Genomic DNA, 19112 nt, shown 5'->3' on the forward strand with positions numbered 1-19112 from the left:
CCGCGTGGGCTGCGTTACAGTCACCCGTCAAACAGACGGATCAGCAGGAAAGAAGTGATGAGTGAAGTGGCAAGCAGGGCGCTGCCGGTGGTGAGCACGCGGATCTACCCGCGTGGTGGACTGGACGTGTTGTCGCGGACTGAAGTGGCGCGCCTGCGCGATGCTTCGGCTGGCGGTATGCACGATCTGCTGCGCCGTTGCGCGCTGGCGGTGCTGACCAGTGGTAGCGCCTCGGACGACCCGCGCGCGGCGCGCGACCTGTACCCCGATTTCGACATCCAGGTCCTGCAGCGTGATCGCGGCGTGCGCATCGAGCTGGTCAATGCGCCGGCGATGGCCTTCGTCGATGGCGAGATCATCCGCGGCGTGGCCGAACTGCTGTTCGCCGTGGTCCGCGACCTGGCTTACATGGCTATTGAGCTGGGCGAGGAATACGCCGCCGATCTTGAAACCTCGCCGGGCATCACCGATGCGGTGTTCGGCCAGCTGCGTAACGCGCGCATCCTCAAGCCGTCAGAGCCGAACCTGGTGGTGTGCTGGGGTGGGCATTCGATTTCGCGCGAGGAATACCTCTACACCAAGGAAGTCGGCTACGAGCTGGGCCTGCGCGGCATGGACATCTGCACCGGCTGTGGCCCGGGCGCGATGAAGGGGCCGATGAAGGGCGCGACCATCGCGCATGCCAAGCAGCGCCAGAAGCAGGTGCGCTACATCGGCGTGACCGAGCCAGGCATCATCGCGGCCGAGTCGCCCAATCCAATCGTCAACCACCTGGTGATCATGCCGGACATCGAGAAGCGCCTGGAGGCCTTCGTCCGTATCGGCCACGGCATCATCGTATTCCCCGGCGGCGTCGGCACGGCCGAGGAGATCCTCTACCTGCTCGGCATCCTGCTGCGCGAAGAGAATGCCGCACTGCCGTTCCCACTGATCCTCACCGGTCCGGTCGTGGCGGCGCCTTACTTCGAACAGATCGACCACTTCATCCGCATGACCCTGGGCGAGGCGGCCGCCTCGCGCTACCAGATCATCATCGGCGATCCCGTTGCGGTCTCGCAGGCGATGAAGGCTGGCATCACCAAGGTGCGCGAGCACCGCAAGGCAGCCAAGGATGCGTATTACTTCAACTGGTCGATCGACATCCCGCTGGCCTTCCAGCAGCCCTTCGTGCCCACACACGAAGCGATGGCCCAGCTCGACCTGCACCACGGCCGCGCCCCGCACGCCATCGCCGCCGACCTGCGCCGCGCGTTCTCCGGCATCGTCGCCGGCAACGTGAAGGAAGACGGCATGCGCCGGATCGAGGAATTCGGTCCCTTCGAAATCCATGGCGACCCCGACATCATGGCCGCCCTGGACGCTCTGCTGCAGGCCTTCGTCGCCCAGCGCCGCATGAAGATCGCCGGCGACTACAAGCCCTGCTATCGGGTTGTGACCTGACCCTTCGCTGCTCTCGGACGCCCTTCGCGGCGTCCGGCCAAGCTGCTTCCGAGCCCCGGATCGCGCGCTCGTCCGCCTGAACCGACCGCCCATCGTGCCGCCATGTGTCGGCATGTGGCGCAGGCCTATGCTCCGTCTGCCGCAATGGGGATGGTGAGGTAGGGGATGGACCGTCGTTCGACAACGCAAGGCTTCACGCTGCTGGAGCTGATGGTCGCGATTGCAATCGCGGCCATCCTCCTGAGTTTGGCGCTCCCAAGCTTCCAGTCCACGATGCGTTCGAATCGGCTTGCGACGACCTCCAACCAGTTCATCGCTGCAATCGCGCTGGCGCGGAGCGATGCCATCAAGACGACGCGTGCCACAGGGATCTGTGGGAGCACTGATGGCGCTGCTTGCGCTGCAGACGGAACGTGGACGGGCGGCTTTCTGGTGTGGCAAGACACCAACCGTGATGGCGCCAAAAACACAGGCGAAGCTGTACTCAATTATTCGCCATTGACTGCCGCCAACATGACCGCGGCCGTAACAGGCAGCGCAGGGACGCCTGCTCGTTTGCTTTTTGACGCGCGCGGTCGTCTACAGCCCTATGGCAGTAGTGGGGGTAATTTTGGTGGTACCGCAACGCTCACCCTGACCAGTAGGCCATGCCCGAGTGGGCAGCAGCTTGTGAGGTCGCTGTTGGTCAACAGTACTGGCCAACTGACCAAGATCAATGGAGCGTGTCCATGAAGCGCGCGGTGAATATCACGATACGCAGTTCACAGGGCTTCACGCTGATCGAAGTGCTGATTGCACTGGTGGTGCTCGCTTTTGGCTTGCTTGGATTTGCAATGCTACAGGCGATGAATGTCCGGTTCGTTGAAAGCGCTAACTATCGTACTCAGGCAACGAATCTGGGATACGAGATCATGGATCAGGTCCGCGCCAACAAGGTCTCCGTGTCGTCTTATGTCGGGACCTATACAGCGACGACCAGCGGGTGCGCCGCCGTTTACGGCTCAGGCTTGACAGGCACTCTGACCCCGACGACGTTCAAGAGTGCATGGCAGTGCCGGGCTGGTGCGGCACTTGGTGATGGCGCTACCGCTGTTGCTGCGTTCGATACGACAAGCCGCATCCTGACGGTTTCGGTGTCATGGGGGGATAGTCGTTGGACAGATCCTAGTGCGCTCACTGCATTCCAGGCGACGACACGGCTATGACCTCTCGCGGGAAGCTTTTGAATGTGCGCCGTCAGCAAGGCCTGACGCTGATCGAGATCATGGTTGCACTTACGATCGGCCTGCTTTTGCTGTTGGGGTTGATCCAGATCTTTTCTGCCTCACGTACGGCGTACCAGCTTTCGGAAGGTTTGGCGCGCACGCAAGAAGACGGCCGCTTTGCTGTGGATTTCCTTCAGCGGGATATCCGCATGGCAGGACACTCTGGCTGTGTGAATGACGAGGCGCACGCGCTGTCCTCCGTCAACACCTACACAACCGCTTTTGGAACAGGCGCCGGTGTACATCCCGCATTGCGATTTGATGTCGCAATCCAAGGATATGAGGCTACCAACTCTGCGCCGGGTGGATCCGGCATCACCATTGCGGCAACGCCAGCCACTGGTGGATCCGGCTGGAGTCCGAGCTTGCCGACAACCCTTGCAACGGCCATTGCGGATCGGGTGCAAGGCAGCGACATCCTTGTGCTTCGCTTTCTGCGCCCAGAGGGCATCCCGGTAACTGCAGTGTCGGGAGATGGAACCGCGCCATCTTTAAGTTTCAATACGAGCCGGTGGGACGTATTGAGGACTGGGGTTACTAACCCAGGCTTGTTCGGCGTCGCGGACTGTTTGAATGCGACGGTGTTCGAGGCGAACAGTACGACAGGTGGCGTTATCGCGAGTGCAAGCGCACCGCTGAATGCTCTGACGTTTCCTGCTGTCTATACGGCCGGACAATCCATGATTTACCGTGCCGAAAGCGTGATCTATTACGTAGGCTTGAGCAGTGCGACGAATCGCCCTGCTCTGCGACGGGTGCGGTTCGACGTTGCGCCGGGCGGTGCTGCTGTGGCCTACACGGTAGAGGACCTTGTCGATGGCGTGGAGAACATGCAGCTGCTGTTTGCCAGGGATCGTCAGGTCACGGTAACGCTTGCTCCGACTGGATACATCGATCAGGTTGCGACGGCAGGCCTGACAGGCGGTACGGGGATAGACCCGTCTTCAAGCGATGCTGCGGCACCTGCCGCCGCCGCCGCTTGGAAGCGTGTTGGCGCGGTGCAGATTGGATTGTTGATGGTCAGTCCAGATCGTGCGGCCGCAGCTGCGCCGGCAGCGATGCCGGTAGTGCAGGGCACTCAGGTCACGGTCCCGGCGGATGGCCGCTATCGCTCTGTTTACCAGACCACCGTTGCATTGCGCAATCGACTGTTTGGAGGTTGATCATGCGGAACACCATGCAATCAATGGATCGACAGCGCGGTGCAGTGCTCTATGTGGCACTGGTTATGTTGATTTTGCTTGCCATGATCGGCATCGCCGGTATGCAGGTCACGAGCCTGCAGGAGAAGATGTCCGGAAACTATCGCAATACCAATCTTGCATTCCAGAATGCAGAGGCTCGCGCCCGCAATGTTGAGACGTTGATCCAGGTCGCGGTCAATGCTGGGAACGCATATGTCTCGAATCAGGAAGTGTGCTCGCCATCCTTTGATCCGGCCACTTGGGCGGACGGAATCGCGACCGATACCGCCAGCTATACCCGCCGGCTTGATCGCTGTTTCCCTGCTTCAAGCCTGAAGATCGGCGAAAAACTGAGCGAGGACACAGGCAACATCTACGAGATTACCTCGCTTGATATCGACGATGCTGCCAATCCTGGCGCATCTGCCGTCATTGATACTGTTTTCATTCCCTGAGCCAGGGAGGATTCCATCATGTCCTTGAGTCGTGGTCTGAAAATTTCCGCCGTGTTGTCGATATTGATCTGGGCCGTGGTGTCCAGCTTGAATATTAAGAGCGCGCCTGCCGATTATGCGATTGCGCAGACGCCGCTTTACTTGGGGCAGTCTCAGCCGCCGTTGATGATGCTGGTGATGTCGCGTGACGAGCAGCTATTCAATAAGGCGTATGCCGACTACACAGACCTGAATGGCGACCAGGTGCTCGACACGACCTATCAGGATGCCTTCAGCTACTCGGGTTACTTCGATCCTAACCGTTGTTACACCTACAGTAACGGCACGTTTTCGATGCCAGGCAACAACAATGCGATCGCCACTGGCGACAATAAGCATTACTGCAACGGTTCGCGATGGTCCGGAAATTTCCTGAACTGGATCACCATGTCGCGCCTGGATGTGCTGCGCTTTGTGCTCTATGGCGGCAAGCGATATGCAGAAGCCAATGGTTCGACCACGCTTGAGCGCGCGACAATTCCCAGCGACTTGCACGCCTGGGTCAAGACCTACAGCGGCAGCGATATCGGCAATCTTGCAGGTACTTCAGGTTCCAGTCTGTCCTTTTGTAATGCAACAACAACAGTAGGCGGTGCGCCTCTGATGCGTGTGGCAACCGGAACCTATACCGAATGGGCTTCGACCGGCACCACGCAGTGCGCGACGGGTAGTGGTGACAGGCCCAGTGCCAGCAACACAAACGACTACATCGTGCGAGTGAACGTTTGTACGAGTACTGGCGCAGATAATCGCGAGAGCTTTTGCCGCAGTTATTCGGACGGAACCAATACATACTATCGCCCCGCTGGTCTACTTCAGCAGTATGGTGAGAGCGGTCAGCTGCGATTTGGCCTGATGAGCGGCACGTACAGCAGTCCACGCAGCGGTGGCGTCCTGAGGCGCAACATCGGTCGCATCGCAGGAAATAGCACCGGCACCGCTTGTACTACAGGCGATGAGATCAACCTCAACAATGGCACTCTTTGTAATCAGGGTTCTGGAACCGAAGGCATCATCAATACGATTGATCGTTTCCAGATCAATGGATGGACTGGCAGCGTCTGGTCTGACTGCAATACTTACAGCATCCTCAATCGTCAGAGCAATCAGCACCTGAACAATCCAGGCTCGCCTACAAACGGGCAATTGTGTTCGGCTTGGGGCAATCCGCTGGCCGAAATGTATGCCGAGGCAGTGCGCTATATCTCGGGCGGTAGCGCGACATTTAATAATACTGGTGAATTGTTGGGGATGCCTTCGCCTGCTTGGCAGGATCCTTATCGTGTCAAGGCCAGTGGCGGCAATTCCTACTGCGCTAAGTGCAGCATTCTCGTGCTTTCCTCGGGCTCGGTGTCTTTCGATAGCGATGAAGTTGGCACCACGGCGGCAGGTAATCCAACCACGCTGACCAATACCGTGGGAGGTCTGGAGGGTATAACGGGCGCAAATTACTTTGCCGGGCGTACGACCGCGACGCCTGCTGGCGACTACACGCTCAATACGCACGAGGACACCTGCAAATCTTTTTCTGTGAGCCAACTAGGACTGGTGCGTGGTATCTGCCCGGATGCGCCGTCTGTAGAAGGCAGTTATCTGATGGCCGGTATCGCCTACGGCGCACACACGTCTGATGTTCGGGCCGCAAGCGTGCCGACAGGACGGCCCTCAGGTCGAACAAACACCGTCACTACCTATGGCGTCGCGTTTGAGGGGCTGCCGAGCTTCCGCATTCCGGTTGGGGCTGCGTCCATGACCCTGTCGCCGTTGTGCCAGGCCAACAACAGTGGCAGCGCTCAGCCGTCCGGTACGGGCTGGCGTACGTGCTCGCTCGGTGCGGTTGGCGTCGGCACCAAGACTTCCCAGGTCTCGCCATACAATATTTATGGTCGCGATCTTAGGTATAACGGTACCAATCTGGTGGCCGCCAGCTTCTCGCTTGTGTGGGAGGACTCGCTCTGGGGCAATGACCACGACAACGACCTGGTGGGCATGGTGACGTATTGCGTCGGCGCCGCTTGTTCCGATCAGACTGGTGGTCACAACATCTGCTGGAATGCGAATCTTGGCAATTCCACGCCTGTAGCCGCCTGTTCTGCAACCGGCACTCCCCAGGTTGGTAGCGGCGAGGTCCTGGTTCGTATCGAGACCCTGTCTGCCTACGCGGGCAACGCCATGCTCGGCGGCTTTACGATCACCGGCTCGACCACGGACGATACTTACCGTGCAGCGCTGCGCCCGGGCGGCACGGACGGGTCTGTGTTAACTGCGACTGGTAACCCGACCACAGGCAACCCGGGTAGCTGGACTCGTCCGCTTGTGTACAAGTTCACACCTGGTGCGGGCGATACCGGATTGCTCCAGTCGCCGCTTTGGTATGCGGCAAAGTATGGTGGCTTCGTGGATGCGAATGGTGGCACTGCCAACGTTCCGGACGATGGTGAGTGGAATTCGCGGGACAGTACGACGCCGGATAACTATTTCTTGGCACGCAATCCGGCCGATCTGCAGACCCAGCTTGGTCAGATCTTCCAGGGGGCTTTGGGAACAGCGACGCCTACCGCGGGCGCGACGTCAGGTGCGCGGATCACAGGCAGCTCTTTGTCGGTCGAGACTACCTTCAGCGTGCCGGACAATTCCAACGACTGGATCGGTGCAGTGCGAGGGTCTGCTGTCCAGACCGCTACCGGGGCAACAGGCGCCCAGCAGTGGGATGCCACTACGGCGATGCCCCTCGAGGCAGCGCGTTCGATTTATTTCAATAAGACGCCGACGGCTTACGCAACAGGTGGCGCCGTCACCACAGCTGCGGCTGCTGCGCAGTTTTCTTGGGCAAATCTCTGTACGACTGGATCAACATGTAACTTTTCCGAAAGAATCCAGAACCTTGGGGCGCCATCGACCGCGTCCTGGGGTGGGATAATTTTTGGTGCACAGGGCCTTCCGACCTGGGTCAGCAAGTTGGCCACGTTCCTCAATCTGGATGCCGACGGCAGCTCTTTAGGCAACGCCTTGGTGGCTTACCTTCGCGGAAACGCTGCGAACGAGATTCGCAATAGCGGCACGCTCAGGAGCCGCACCTCGATTCTTGGTGACATCGTCAACTCGTCGCCGGAAATTGTGACATTCCGCGATGACTACGGTTACGGTGGATGGTCGAATCTAACTTCAACTGCCCAACAAGCGCTGGCGGCCAGCTATTCGACCTATCTTGATACCAAAAAGGGGAGTGCGTACTACGCCACGCCTACTGTTTTTGTCGGAGCTAACGATGGCATGTTGCATGCCTTCAATGGCAGCACAGGTGCGGAGCGTTTTGCATTTATTCCCTCAACCTCGCGCTCGCACATGTACGATCTGGCGGACCCGAATTACAGTCACGAGTACTACGTGGACGGCCTGTTGACCGTCGGGGATATCGCGACCACCGCGACAGGTACTTGGCGCACGGTTTTGGTCGGCAGCACGGGTGCTGGTTCGTCTAATGGTCAGTCCAGTGGTGGTGCCAAGTCGGTCTTCGGGCTGGATGTCACTCAGCCGGGAGGTTTTTCCGCCACGAGCGTGCTGTGGGAGATGGTGGGCGGCACCGGGACAGGGCAGAACGCGGATCTAGGTAACGTGATGGGCAAGCCGCTCATCGTGCCTGTCAATGTGACCGCCACGATCGGGGGCGTTGCAGTCAATGGCCCACGTTGGGTTGCGATCTTCGGTAATGGCCCCAACTCAAGCAGTGGTTTCCCGGCGCTGTTCGTGGTCGACGCCGCTAGCGGCCAGCGTTTGGCGGTGCTGAAGCCGACGCCGGCATCTTATGCAATCCAGAACGGTCTGATGAATGCCACGGGCATCGCGACGGTCAACGCGAACGGGCTGGTAGATACGGTCTATGGTGGTGATCTGCAGGGTAACGTGTGGAAGTTTGACCTATCCAACGCCAATCCAAGCAGCTGGCAGATTTCTTTCGGTGGCGCGCCGTTGTTCACCGCGGTCATTCCAGCGTCAGGAAGCAATCCCGCGATCCCCCAGCCAATCACTGGTGGTATCGAAGTCGCGAGTGGTCCCAGTGGGGGCGTGAGTGTTTACTTCGGTACCGGAAGATACTTTGTGGAAGGCGACAATGCGCAAGCCAATACCGCGAGTCGTGCAGTCCAAAGCCTTTACGGTGTCTGGGACAAGCTCGATGGCACGCGGATCGGCACCGCGACCGGTACTGCAGCTGCGACGAATGGGCGTGCCTCGCTAGTCGCCCAGGTGCTGTCTACGGGAACGACCAGCACCGGAGTGACTACGCGCAATGTGAGCAATGGCGCTGTCAACTATGCATCTGCAAGAGGATGGTATGTCGACTTGAGCTTGCCAACGGTGTCCGGATCGGGCGCCACCGCGATTAATTATTACGGTGAAAGGTTCTTTGGTACGCCACGTATCCAGAATGGCAAAGTGTTCTTCACGACTTTTGCTCCGGGTGGGGTGGATTGCGGGAGTGGAGGTGGGTTCAACTGGCTCTACGGTCTTGATTTGTTGACAGGCGGGGGGGACATGTCGGGACTGACACTTACACCGGGAGGTACCTCGGTCTGTACCGCTAACTGCGGTGCGATTGCCTTGAATGCGAGCGATCAGTCCAGTACACCTGTGCGTACTACAAGTATCTTGGTGCCACAGAGCGGCGGCGCGACTGTGTGTAAATCGGGCGACCCAGGATGTGTGTTCGGCACATCACTGGATGCGGGGTTGGCGGCGCAGCAGTGCACGTTGGTGTTGAAAGCTGTTGGTGCTGCACCGCTATATTTGCCACGTCCATGTGGACGGCAGTCGTGGCGACAGATTCGATAGGAGAAGGGAAGTGCGGATGAATTCTTTGAAGCATCAGGTGGGCGGCTTCACTTTGATCGAATTGATGATCGTCGTGGCGGTCGTGGCGATCCTAGCTGCCATCGCTTATCCGTCCTATCAGGATGCGGTGCGCAAATCGCGCCGTGGCCAGGCCAAGGCAGATCTTGTGGAGTACGTGCAGTTGGCTGAGCGTTTTCATACAACGCAGAACACGTATTTCGGTTTCGCATTGCCGGTTACCAAATCGCCAAGGGAGACCAGTGCCACCGCTTACTACAACCTGACCTTGACCACTAGTGCAGCGACACCCAATACATTCACCATCACTGCCACGCCGCAGACTGCGGGCGGCCAGAACAGAGACACTTGCGGTACTTTGACGATCAATCAAGCAAATGTCCGCACTGCTGGAGGCGCCTCCAACCCAAATTGCTTTTGACTCAGGAAACCACTTGATCAATGCAGGCGCGGCGGATTAGAATGCGCACCCCGCCCGAATAGCTCAGCCGGTTAGAGCACTTGACTGTTAATCAGGGGGTCGTTGGTTCGAGTCCAACTTCGGGCGCCAAAGTACACAAGCAAAGGCCTGCAGCGATGCAGGCCTTTGCTTTTCTCCGTTTCCGGCCGCAAGGGCGAAGATGGCTGGCGCCTCTTCAAGCCTGGCAGCCGTCCGAATTGTCCGGCTTCTCGACGCGGGTGCGGCCGCTGCGGTTCACGATCACCGCCGCCCGGGCGTGCTGATCGCGGCACAGGCGGATGGTGAGGTTGCTGCCGCCGGCGCTGCCGCTGGGCAAGAAGGTGACGCGCGGCCGGCCGCTGGTGGAGATGATGCGCAGGCCGGGATCGCGCGGGCCGGCTTCGACCCGGAGCAGATCGTCCGGGCCATCCGGGCGATGGTTGCCGTTGGCGTCGTAGAACATGATCCAGCCTTGCGTCCAGTCACTGTCGTCCCGACATTGATTGTTGCCGTCGTTCGGGCACACCACGGTGGGCATGTGATAGGTGACCGCGGTGCTGCGCGCGGAGGCCATGAACGAGCTCAGCAGGTTGGTCGCAGCGCTCTCGCGCTGGTGCTGGATCACGCTGCTGTAGGAAGGCAGGCCGACCGCCAGCCCGATGCTGGCCACGGCCATGACCACGGTGGCCTCGATCAGGCTGAAACCGGCGATCCTGCGGCGGGACGTGGCGGGCGAGGCGATCTGCGGGAGCTTGGCGTCCATCGGGCAATCCTTTGTCCGTGCGGTTGGGGTGTGACCAGCTTCCAGATTTGCTGATCGCGCCAACATCGCCAGGCGCCACGGCGCGCTGTAGGAATTCTCCGCACCAGGCCGTCATCCAAGGCGGCGCTATACTTTTTGACGCTCTCCAGGCAGGCCCCATGACTGACCAATTCCAGCTTGTTTCCCCGTATTCGCCCGCGGGCGACCAGCCCGCCGCGATTGAAAAGCTGACCGAGAATTTCGAGTCCGGCCTGGCCAAGCAGACCCTGCTGGGCGTGACCGGTTCGGGTAAGACCTACACGATCGCCAACGTGATCGAGCGGATCCAGAAGCCGACCCTGATCATGGCGCCCAACAAGACGCTTGCGGCGCAGCTGTATGGCGAGTTCAAGTCGTTCTTCCCGAACAACGCAGTCGAGTACTTCGTCAGCTACTACGACTACTACCAGCCCGAGGCCTACGTGGCCGCTTCGGATACCTTCATCGAGAAGGACAGCTCGATCAACGAGCACATCGAGCAGATGCGCCTGGCGGCGACCAAGACCCTGCTGTCGCGGCGCGATGCGATCGTGGTGGCTACCGTCTCGGCGATCTACGGCCTGGGAGCACCCGAGGATTACCTGTCGCTGCGCCTGATCCTCTCGCGCGGCGAGCACATCGACCAGCGCGAGCTGATCCGCCACCTGACCCAGCTGCAGTACACGCGCAACGAGTACGAGCTGCAGCGCGGCGCGTTCCGCGTGCGCGGCGAGGTGATCGACGTGCACCCGGCCGAAAACGACGTGGAAGCCCTGCGCATCGAGCTGTTCGACGGCGAGGTCGAGAACCTGACCCTGTTCGATCCGCTGACCGGCGAAACCATCCGCAAGGTGCCGCGTTTCACCATCTATCCCAAGACCCACTACGCCACCACGCGCGAACGCGTGCTCTCGGCCGTGGACACCATCAAGATCGAGCTGAAGGAGCGGCTGGAACAGCTGTACCAGCAGAACAAGCTGGTCGAGGCGCAGCGCCTGGCGCAGCGTACCCAGTTCGACCTGGAGATGATGGCCGAGGTGGGCTTCTGCTCCGGCATCGAGAACTACTCGCGGCATCTGACCGGCAAGGCCGCTGGCGAGCCGCCGCCGACCCTGTTCGATTACCTGCCGGCCGACGCGCTGCTGGTGATCGACGAGTCGCACGTGACCATTCCGCAGATTGGCGCCATGTACAAGGGCGACCGTTCGCGCAAGGAAACGTTGGTGGAATTCGGCTTCCGCCTGCCGTCGGCGCTGGACAACCGGCCGCTGCGGTTCGAGGAATGGGAAGCGCGCTCGCCGCGCAGCATCTATGTCTCGGCCACGCCCGGTCCTTACGAGCTGCGCGAGTCCGATGGCGAGATCACCGAGCTGGTAGTGCGCCCGACCGGCCTGATCGATCCGGTGGTCGAAATCCGTCCGGTCGGCACTCAGGTCGACGACCTGCTGTCGCAGATCAACGAGCGGATCGGCTGGGGCGACCGCGTGCTGGTCACCACGCTGACCAAGCGCATGGCCGAGAACCTGACCGAATATCTGGGCGAGCACGGCATCAAGGTGCGCTACCTGCACTCGGACGTGGACACGGTCGAGCGCGTGGAGATCATCCGCGACCTGCGCCTGGGCAAGTTCGACGTGCTGGTGGGCATCAACCTGCTGCGCGAAGGCCTGGACATGCCCGAGGTGTCGCTGGTGGCGATCCTGGACGCGGACAAGGAAGGCTTCCTGCGTTCGACCGGCTCGCTGATCCAGACCATCGGCCGCGCCGCGCGCAACCTGCGCGGCAAGGCGATCCTGTATGCGGATCGGATGACCCGCTCCATGCAGGCGGCCATCGACGAGACCGACCGCCGCCGCGAGAAGCAGGTCGAATACAACACCGCCCACGGCATCGTGCCCAAGTCGGTCGCGCGGCCGATCGTGGACGTGCTGGAAGGCGCGCGCGATGCGGCCAATGACGAGGCGCCCAAGCGCGGCAAGGGCCGCCGCGTGGCCGAGCCGGCCGAGGACTACAGCGCGCTCAGTCAGCCGCAGATCGCGGCCAAGCTCAAGGCGCTGGAGACCAAGATGTACCAGCACGCGCGCGACCTGGAGTTTGAGGACGCCGCGCGCCTGCGCGACGAAATCCAGAAGCTCAAGACGGCCAGCTTGGTGGTCTGAGCGCGCGCGGCGCTGAACGGGTGAGAAAAGATGCGCCGATCGGTTCCCGTCGGCGAATCCGGGTGTTATGATGCGCGCCCCCGCAACGGGGCGTCGACAACGCAAGTTGCTACGGGCGGTTAGCTCAGCGGTAGAGCACTACCTTGACATGGTAGGGGTCACAGGTTCGAACCCTGTACCGCCCACCATCTGGTTCCTCGCAGGATCAGATGGCCGGCCTTCGAAAGAGGCCAGGTCGTGACCACGACCACATCAACGCACGGAACAGCATGAGGAAGACACCCTCCTGACCGGGGGTGTTTTGCTGTGGGCGTTTCTGATCAATGGGCGCGCGGCCTGCGGCGTGGGGTATCGAGCACTGGTCACGTGCCAAGATGGCGATGTCGCTCCCTTTGCGTGTTCGAGCCCAAGCAGCGGAGTGGGGCGCTTCTACCGAGGGCCCACTCGCGTTCGCGTCGCTTCAGGCATCCATCCGCAGCGCATCGCGCAGCAGGGCGAACGCGGGCGAGCTGTGCCGCCGGCTCGGGTAATAGAGGTGGTAGCCGGCGAAGGGCGGGCACCAGTCGGCGAGCACGCGGACCAGGCGGCGCGCGGCGATGTGCTCGCGCACCAGATCCTCGGGCATGTAGGCCAGACCCAGGCCGTTGAGCGCGGCGTTCATCCGCAGGGCGATGTTGTTGAAGACCAGTTGACCCTCGACCCGGACCTTCAGCTCCTCGCCGTTCTTCTCGAACTCCCACGGGAACAGACCGCCGTAAGTGGGTAGGCGCACGGCGATGCAGTTGTGCCCGGTCAGCGCGCGTGGCGTGGTGGGCTTGCCGTGGCGCTTGAAGTAGTCGGGCGAGGCGACCACGGTCATGCGCATGTCCGGCGCCACGCGCACCGCGACCATGTCCTTGGCCACCTGTTCGCCCAGGCGAATGCCGGCATCGTAGCCTTCGGCGACGATGTCGGTCAGGCCGTAGTCGACGATGATCTCAATGCTGAGGTCAGGGTGATCCGGGAGCAGCTTGGCCAGCACCGGCTGCAGCACGGTCAGGGCGGCGTGCTCGCCAGCGGTGATGCGCAGTTTGCCGGCGGGGCGCTCGCGGAACTCGCTGAGCAGGCCCAGTTCGTGATTGATCTCCTCGAAGCGGGGCGCCACCACGCTGAGCAGGCGCGTGCCGGCTTCGGTCGGCGAGACGCTGCGCGTGGTACGGGCGAGCAGGCGTACGCCCAGGCGTTGCTCCAGGTTGCGCATCGCGCGGCTCAGGGCCGGCTGCGACATGCCGAGCTTGGCCGCGGCGCGGGTGAAGCTACGCTCCTTGGCCACCACGAAGAACTGCGCGAGCTGGTCATACGACTCGGCCGACATTGATGCGTCCAGGGTATAAGGCAATTCCGATTATGGCAGCTAGTGTCATAAGCGAGTGCGCGATAGCGTGGTGATCCCGAAGGTGCGGGCCGGGCCTTCCTCCGCCAACAGGTGATCGCCATGCCCCCTGACGTGACACGCCGTACGGTCATCGCTGCGCTGGCCAGCCTGCCCTTGGGCAGCGCCGCCGCGAGTCCGTCTGCGCCGCGGGCGGTCGCTGCGCCAGGCAGCAAGGTGCTGGTCGCGTACTTCTCGCGCTCGGGCAATACGCGGGTGATCGCCGGACTGCTGCAGCGTGCGTTCCAGGCCGATCTGTTCGAGATCGTGCCTGCCACGGCTTATCCAGACGAATATCTGGCCACGGTCGAGGAAGCGCGCCAGGAGCGCGATCGTGATGCCGCACGACCGTTGCGCGCGACGGTGGCCCATCTGGCCCCCTACGACACGGTGTACCTGGGCTTTCCGATCTGGGGCACGACCGCGCCGCCGGTGATCAAGGGCTTCCTCAAGGCGCATGACCTGGCCGGCAAGCAGGTCGTGCCCTTCATCACCCATGGCGGTTACGGCTTGGGCGACAGCCAGGCGGTGCTACGCAGGCTGGCCCCGCAAGCCAGGTTCGGATCGCCTTTTTCGATGCAGGCCGATCAGGAGCGCCAGACCATGGAGCGCGTCAATGATTGGCTGACCCCACAACGGAGCACCACGTCATGAAGTCCCGCACCCTCGGAAGCCGCCAGCTGAAAGTCTCCGTCCTTGGCCTGGGCTGCATGAGCATGAGTTCGGGCTACGGTCCGGCCGCAGACAAGGACGCGATGATCGCGCTGATGCGATCGGCGTTCGAGCGTGGCGTAACGTTCTTCGACACGGCCGAAGCCTACGGCCCATTCGAGAACGAATCGCTGCTGGGCGAGGCCTTGGCGCCGATCCGCGAACAGGTGGTCATCGCCACCAAGTTCGGCTTCGACATCGATCCGAAAACTGGCCAGCGTGGCAGTGGCACCAACAGCCATCCCGATCACATCAAGGCGGCGGTGGAAGGCAGCCTGCGCCGTCTGCGCACCGATCACATCGACTTGCTCTATCAGCATCGGGTCGATCCGGCGGTGCCGATTGAAGACGTGGCCGGCGCGATCAAGGACTTGATCGACGCTGGCAAGGTGCTGCATTACGGCCTGTCCGAGGCGGGCGTACACACGATCCGACGCGCGCACGCGGTGCTGCCGGTGGCTGCGGTGCAGAGCGAATACTCGCTGTTCTGGCGCGGGCCGGAGGTCGAATTGCTGGGCGTCTTGGAGGAGTTGGAGATCGGCTTCGTGCCTTTCAGCCCGCTGGGCGCTGGCTTTCTGACCGGTAAGATCGATGCGAGCACGCAGTTCGATCCGAGCGATTTCCGCAATGCGGTGCCGCGTTTTTCGGTAGAGGCGCGCCAAGCCAATGCCGCATTGGTTGCGCTGATTCAGGACGTGGCGAGTCATAAGGGCGCCACGCCGGCGCAGGTGGCGCTTGCCTGGTTGCTGACCAAGCGGTCCTGGATCGTGCCGATCCCCGGCACCACCAAGCTGTATCGCCTCGAAGAAAACCTCGGCGCAGTAGATCTGGAACTCAACGCGGACGAGCTGGCCCAGATGGCTGAGGCCGTCGCCAACATCCAGATCCAAGGCGAACGTCTGCCCGAGGCCGCCTTGAAGATGACCGGCCGATGAGGGCGCCCGACCTGCGCGACACGGACTCGCGCGAAGACCTGCCAGCGGCAACCACGACCCCGATCCACCCCGAGCGGCGGCGCTTGCTGATGGCAGGTGCCGCGCTCGCCGCGGCGCCTTTCATGCCCAGTGCGATGGGTGAAGGCAGGCAAGGCCAAGTCGCCAACGCCACGCGCGTGCTCGATGGCCAGCGTCGCAAGCTCGGCACGCTGGAAGTCTCCAGTCTGGGGTTGGGCGTGCAGAACATGAGCCGCACTTACCAGACCACCGTGCCCAATCGTGCGGAGATGCACAGGATCATCCGCGCCGCGTTCGATCAGGGGCTCACGTTCTACGACGCAGCCGAAGCCTACGGCCCGCACGAGGTCGAACGCATCCTGGGCGAAGGCGTCGCGCCGTTCCGCGACCAGATGGTGATCGCCAGCAAGTTTGGCTGGAACATCGACCTGGAAACCGGCGCGCGCCGTCCTGGCTTGAACAGTCGTCCCGAGCACATCAAACAGGCGGTGGACGGCATGCTCAAGCGCTTGCGCACCGATCGCATCGACCTGCTGTACCAGCATCGTGTTGATCCGCAGGTACCGATCGAAGACGTCGCCGGCGCAGTCGCGGATCTCAAGGCGCAGGGCAAGGTGCTGCACTGGGGGCTGTGCGAAATGGGCCTCAAGACGCTACGACGCGCACATGCGGCACTGCCGTTGAGCGCGGTGCAGAGCGAGTATTCGATGCTGTGGCGCGGACCGGAGCAGGAGGTGCTGGCGCTGTGCGAGGAACTGCAGATCGGCTTCGTGCCCTGGAGCCCGCTGGGTGTGGGGTTCCTCACCGGTGCGATTGACGCCAACACGCGCTTCGCCGATGGCGATATCCGCAAGGTGGAATCACGCTTCGCCCCCGACAATCTACCGGCGAATCTCGCGTTGGTCGCGTTGTTGAAGGGCTGGGCACTGCGCAAGCAGGTCACGCCGGCCGCGATCGCACTGGCCTGGTTGCTGGCCCAACGCCCCTGGATCGTGCCGATCCCCGGTACTACGCAGATGGCGCATCTGCAGGAGAACATGGCGGCCGCAACCCTACGCCTCACGCCGGATGAGCTTCAAGCCCTGAACGCAGGCGTGGCGGCGATCGACGTGCGTGGCGCGCGTCTGCCCGATCAGGTGCTGGCCTATTCCGGCGTCGAGGCACCGCTGCGTCCTTGAGCACGCGCGCACTGACTGATCAACAGCATGGCGGGTCGGTCTGTCATCCCTGAAGGTGACGGTCGTTGGCTGTTTGGCTTACGATCAGCCCGTCTGACCGGTGAGGGAACGCCGTATGGAGTACCGCCACACGATTCTGCAGAAGCACGGCTACCAGGTGGTGGCCCTGACCCGCGATTCCGATCCCGCCTATGCACCGGATGAGGTGATCGGCTACGCGGTGGTGACCGATTCCGGTGCCAAGCTGCGCGATGAGCCTTCGCTCGAAGAGGCGCGCCTGTATATGGAGCAGCTGCTGGAGGATGAGCAGCCCACGCGCAATGACGATGCCCGGCCGCGCCGCCGCAAGTCCGTGCGGCGCAAGGCCGCCAAACTGATTCGCTGATATTCGTGTCGCGCCCGGCTGGGCGCGGCCTCAAGGAGGAATGCGCTTGACCAAGGGGAAGATTGCGTTCGTCGTCGTGGTGACGGCGTTAGCGCTGGTGGCAGGACTCTACCTGTCCGGATACGCGACGATGGCGCTGATCAAGGTCAAGGCGTCGCTGGACTGGAATACCTACATTCAGTACGTACAGGCGCTGGGCGATCCGCGCTACCAGCCGTATGCGAAGAAGATCAAGGCGGCCGGCTACATCGGCTTCGGCGTGGTGCTGGTGGTGTACGTGCTGCTGCTGGCGCTGGTGCTCAAGCCGAAGAAGAAATCACTGCATGGCGATGCGCGCTTTGCGACATCCGGTGATCTTAACAAGCACAACATGCTCAAGCCGGCCGACAACGGCATTATCGTCGGCAAGTTCGGCGGCAAGCTGGTGAGGTTGCCTGGCCAGCAGTTCGTGATCCTCGCCGCACCGACGCGCTCGGGCAAGGGCGTGGGCATCGTGATTCCCAACCTGCTTGAGTACGCCGAATCGGTCGTGGTGCTGGATATCAAGCAGGAAAACTTCGACCTCACCAGCGGCTGGCGCAAGGCGCAGGGGCAGGAGGTCTTCCTGTTCAATCCCTTCGCCGAAGACCGCCGCACGCATCGCTGGAATCCGCTGACTTACGTCTCGGCCGATCCCGCGTTCCGCGTGTCGGATCTGATGAGCATTGCCGCGATGCTGTATCCGGATGGCTCCGACGACCAGAAATTCTGGGTCAGCCAGGCGCGCAATGCGTTCATGGCCTTCGCCCTGTTCCTGTTCGAAAATCGGGATGACGAAGTCGCCACCGGCTTTCCGTTTTCCTCCGGGGCGCCGACGCTGGGGCGCATCTATCGCCTGTCCTCGGGCGATGGCACCGAGTTGAAGGCGTATCTGCGTGGCCTTGCCTCACGCAAGTTCCTCAGCGACAACGCGCGCTCGGCTTTTTCCAACATGCTCTCGCAGGCCGATGAAACCTTCGCCTCGATCATGGGTACGCTGAAGGAGCCGCTCAACGCCTGGATCAATCCGGTGCTGGATGCGGCCACGTCTGAGGACGACTTCCTGCTGACCGATCTGCGCAAGAAGAAGATGAGCATCTACATCGGAATCCAGCCCAACAAGCTGGCCGAGAGCCGATTGATCATCAACTTGTTCTTCAGCCAGATCATCAACCTCAACACGCGCGAGCTGCCCAAGACCAATCCCGAACTCAAGTACCAGTGTCTGCTGCTGATGGACGAATTCACCGCCATCGGCAAGGTCGACATCATCGCTTCAGCAGTGTCGTACATGGCCGGCTACAACATCCGCTTGCTGCCGATCATCCAGTCGATGGCCCAGCTGGATGCGACCTACGGCAAGGATGTCTCACGCACGATCATCACCAACCACGCGCTGCAGATCATCTACGCGCCGCGCGAGCAGCAGGACGCTAACGATTACTCAGAGATGCTCGGCTATACGACCTTTAAGAAGCGCAATGTCACGCGTGGCCGGGATGTCACCCGCAGCATCTCCGAGGAACGTCGCGCCCTGATGCTGCCGCAGGAGCTCAAGGCGATGGGCTTCGACCAGGAAGTCTTCCTCTACGAAGGCATCGCGCATCCAGTGAAGTGCGAGAAGATCAAGTACTACAAGGATCGCTACTTCACCGCCAGGCTCTTGGACAAAGTCGAGATCAGTCGCATCTCGGTGTGATAACCGTGACCGCATTCATATTTGTGCCGCCGTAATTCAAGTTTTTACGTGAAGGTTACGTGACGCCACGCTGAATACTTGACCGTGTCATGACTGGCACGTTAGCTTTGCTCAACAGGGGCGCCCGGATTGCGTTCTTTCCGGGGA

The 19112-nt window shown here is 61.6% G+C and carries 15 protein-coding genes and 2 tRNA genes; 15 read left to right on the plus strand and 2 right to left on the minus strand.

Annotation, left to right across the window (positions count from 1 at the left end; translation table 11 throughout):
- Positions 1–57 precede the first annotated feature (57 nt).
- From ppnN to BMZ17_RS03060, 8 genes are all read left to right on the plus strand, one after another.
- Entirely contained in the window at positions 58–1440 is a 1383-nt protein-coding gene (ppnN, locus tag BMZ17_RS03025; protein WP_093135488.1) for a nucleotide 5'-monophosphate nucleosidase PpnN, read from the plus strand.
- A gap of 165 nt (positions 1441–1605) precedes the next feature.
- The gene (locus BMZ17_RS03030) at positions 1606–2172 is read left to right on the plus strand and encodes a GspH/FimT family pseudopilin (RefSeq protein WP_093135492.1); all 567 of its coding nucleotides are present in this window, start codon (positions 1606–1608) and stop codon (positions 2170–2172) included.
- Positions 2169–2645: a type IV pilus modification protein PilV gene (gene pilV, locus BMZ17_RS03035; protein WP_093135496.1), complete on the plus strand. Its 477-nt coding sequence runs from the start codon at positions 2169–2171 to the stop codon at positions 2643–2645. Before BMZ17_RS03030 ends, pilV begins: the two co-directional genes overlap by 4 nt.
- Positions 2642–3868: a PilW family protein gene (locus BMZ17_RS03040; protein WP_093135499.1), complete on the plus strand. Its 1227-nt coding sequence runs from the start codon at positions 2642–2644 to the stop codon at positions 3866–3868. Before pilV ends, BMZ17_RS03040 begins: the two co-directional genes overlap by 4 nt.
- Before the next feature lie 2 nt (positions 3869–3870).
- Positions 3871–4344, plus strand: a complete 474-nt coding sequence (locus BMZ17_RS03045) for a pilus assembly PilX family protein (protein WP_093135503.1) — start codon at positions 3871–3873, stop codon at positions 4342–4344.
- 18 nt (positions 4345–4362) lie between these two features.
- Positions 4363–9213 carry a pilus assembly protein gene (locus BMZ17_RS03050; RefSeq protein WP_093135508.1) on the plus strand — a complete coding sequence of 1617 codons (4851 nt, stop codon included), beginning with the start codon at positions 4363–4365 and terminating at the stop codon, positions 9211–9213.
- Between the two features lie 16 nt (positions 9214–9229).
- Positions 9230–9652 (plus strand): type IV pilin protein, encoded by a 423-nt coding sequence (locus BMZ17_RS03055; RefSeq protein WP_093135511.1) that lies wholly within the window; start codon positions 9230–9232, stop codon positions 9650–9652.
- A 52-nt stretch (positions 9653–9704) separates the two neighbouring features.
- Positions 9705–9781 (plus strand) — tRNA-Asn (locus BMZ17_RS03060).
- An 85-nt stretch (positions 9782–9866) separates the two neighbouring features.
- Here BMZ17_RS03060 and BMZ17_RS03065 read toward each other — a convergent pair.
- Positions 9867–10433, minus strand: a complete 567-nt coding sequence (locus BMZ17_RS03065; RefSeq protein WP_175485520.1) for a GspH/FimT family pseudopilin — start codon at positions 10431–10433, stop codon at positions 9867–9869.
- Between the two features lie 158 nt (positions 10434–10591).
- Here BMZ17_RS03065 and uvrB point away from each other — a divergent pair, with 158 nt between their 5' ends.
- On the plus strand, positions 10592–12610 hold the full coding sequence (gene uvrB, locus BMZ17_RS03070) for an excinuclease ABC subunit UvrB (RefSeq protein WP_093135519.1): 2019 nt from the start codon (positions 10592–10594) through the stop codon (positions 12608–12610).
- A gap of 113 nt (positions 12611–12723) precedes the next feature.
- A tRNA-Val gene (locus tag BMZ17_RS03075) sits at positions 12724–12798 on the plus strand.
- Positions 12799–13070: 272 nt separating this feature from the next.
- Here the strand turns inward: BMZ17_RS03075 and BMZ17_RS03080 are convergent.
- Positions 13071–13964 carry a LysR family transcriptional regulator gene (locus BMZ17_RS03080; RefSeq protein ID WP_093135522.1) on the minus strand — a complete coding sequence of 298 codons (894 nt, stop codon included), beginning with the start codon at positions 13962–13964 and terminating at the stop codon, positions 13071–13073.
- Positions 13965–14084: 120 nt separating this feature from the next.
- Here BMZ17_RS03080 and BMZ17_RS03085 point away from each other — a divergent pair, with 120 nt between their 5' ends.
- The 5 genes from BMZ17_RS03085 to BMZ17_RS03105 all read left to right on the plus strand — a co-directional run bounded on the left by BMZ17_RS03085 (position 14085) and on the right by BMZ17_RS03105 (position 18965).
- Positions 14085–14675, plus strand: a complete 591-nt coding sequence (locus BMZ17_RS03085; RefSeq protein WP_175485458.1) for a flavodoxin — start codon at positions 14085–14087, stop codon at positions 14673–14675.
- Positions 14672–15667: an aldo/keto reductase gene (locus BMZ17_RS03090; protein WP_093135525.1), complete on the plus strand. Its 996-nt coding sequence runs from the start codon at positions 14672–14674 to the stop codon at positions 15665–15667. The genes BMZ17_RS03085 and BMZ17_RS03090 overlap by 4 nt, the downstream gene beginning before the upstream one ends.
- Positions 15664–16863 carry an aldo/keto reductase gene (locus BMZ17_RS03095; RefSeq protein WP_256371045.1) on the plus strand — a complete coding sequence of 400 codons (1200 nt, stop codon included), beginning with the start codon at positions 15664–15666 and terminating at the stop codon, positions 16861–16863. The genes BMZ17_RS03090 and BMZ17_RS03095 overlap by 4 nt, the downstream gene beginning before the upstream one ends.
- A 115-nt stretch (positions 16864–16978) precedes the next feature.
- Positions 16979–17248: a hypothetical protein gene (locus tag BMZ17_RS03100; RefSeq protein ID WP_254775169.1), complete on the plus strand. Its 270-nt coding sequence runs from the start codon at positions 16979–16981 to the stop codon at positions 17246–17248.
- Between the two features lie 46 nt (positions 17249–17294).
- Positions 17295–18965 (plus strand): type IV secretory system conjugative DNA transfer family protein, encoded by a 1671-nt coding sequence (locus BMZ17_RS03105; RefSeq protein ID WP_175485459.1) that lies wholly within the window; start codon positions 17295–17297, stop codon positions 18963–18965.
- Positions 18966–19112: the final 147 nt, after the last annotated feature.

This window comes from Pseudoxanthomonas sp. GM95 (assembly GCF_900109775.1).
In the GTDB taxonomy this organism is placed as follows: Bacteria; Pseudomonadota; Gammaproteobacteria; order Xanthomonadales; family Xanthomonadaceae; genus Pseudoxanthomonas_A.

Bases quoted from the DNA above. Each gene is read 5' to 3' on its own strand.
- ppnN (WP_093135488.1), top strand. From the start codon at position 58: ATGAGTGAAGTGGCAAGCAGGGCGCTGCCGGTGGTGAGCACGCGGATC.
- BMZ17_RS03030 (WP_093135492.1), top strand. From the start codon at position 1,606: ATGGACCGTCGTTCGACAACGCAAGGCTTCACGCTGCTGGAGCTGATG.
- pilV (WP_093135496.1), top strand. From the start codon at position 2,169: ATGAAGCGCGCGGTGAATATCACGATACGCAGTTCACAGGGCTTCACG.
- BMZ17_RS03040 (WP_093135499.1), top strand. From the start codon at position 2,642: ATGACCTCTCGCGGGAAGCTTTTGAATGTGCGCCGTCAGCAAGGCCTG.
- BMZ17_RS03045 (WP_093135503.1), top strand. From the start codon at position 3,871: ATGCGGAACACCATGCAATCAATGGATCGACAGCGCGGTGCAGTGCTC.
- BMZ17_RS03050 (WP_093135508.1), top strand. From the start codon at position 4,363: ATGTCCTTGAGTCGTGGTCTGAAAATTTCCGCCGTGTTGTCGATATTG.
- BMZ17_RS03055 (WP_093135511.1), top strand. From the start codon at position 9,230: ATGAATTCTTTGAAGCATCAGGTGGGCGGCTTCACTTTGATCGAATTG.
- BMZ17_RS03065 (WP_175485520.1), bottom strand. From the start codon at position 10,433: ATGGACGCCAAGCTCCCGCAGATCGCCTCGCCCGCCACGTCCCGCCGC.
- uvrB (WP_093135519.1), top strand. From the start codon at position 10,592: ATGACTGACCAATTCCAGCTTGTTTCCCCGTATTCGCCCGCGGGCGAC.
- BMZ17_RS03080 (WP_093135522.1), bottom strand. From the start codon at position 13,964: ATGTCGGCCGAGTCGTATGACCAGCTCGCGCAGTTCTTCGTGGTGGCC.
- BMZ17_RS03085 (WP_175485458.1), top strand. From the start codon at position 14,085: ATGCCCCCTGACGTGACACGCCGTACGGTCATCGCTGCGCTGGCCAGC.
- BMZ17_RS03090 (WP_093135525.1), top strand. From the start codon at position 14,672: ATGAAGTCCCGCACCCTCGGAAGCCGCCAGCTGAAAGTCTCCGTCCTT.
- BMZ17_RS03095 (WP_256371045.1), top strand. From the start codon at position 15,664: ATGAGGGCGCCCGACCTGCGCGACACGGACTCGCGCGAAGACCTGCCA.
- BMZ17_RS03100 (WP_254775169.1), top strand. From the start codon at position 16,979: ATGGAGTACCGCCACACGATTCTGCAGAAGCACGGCTACCAGGTGGTG.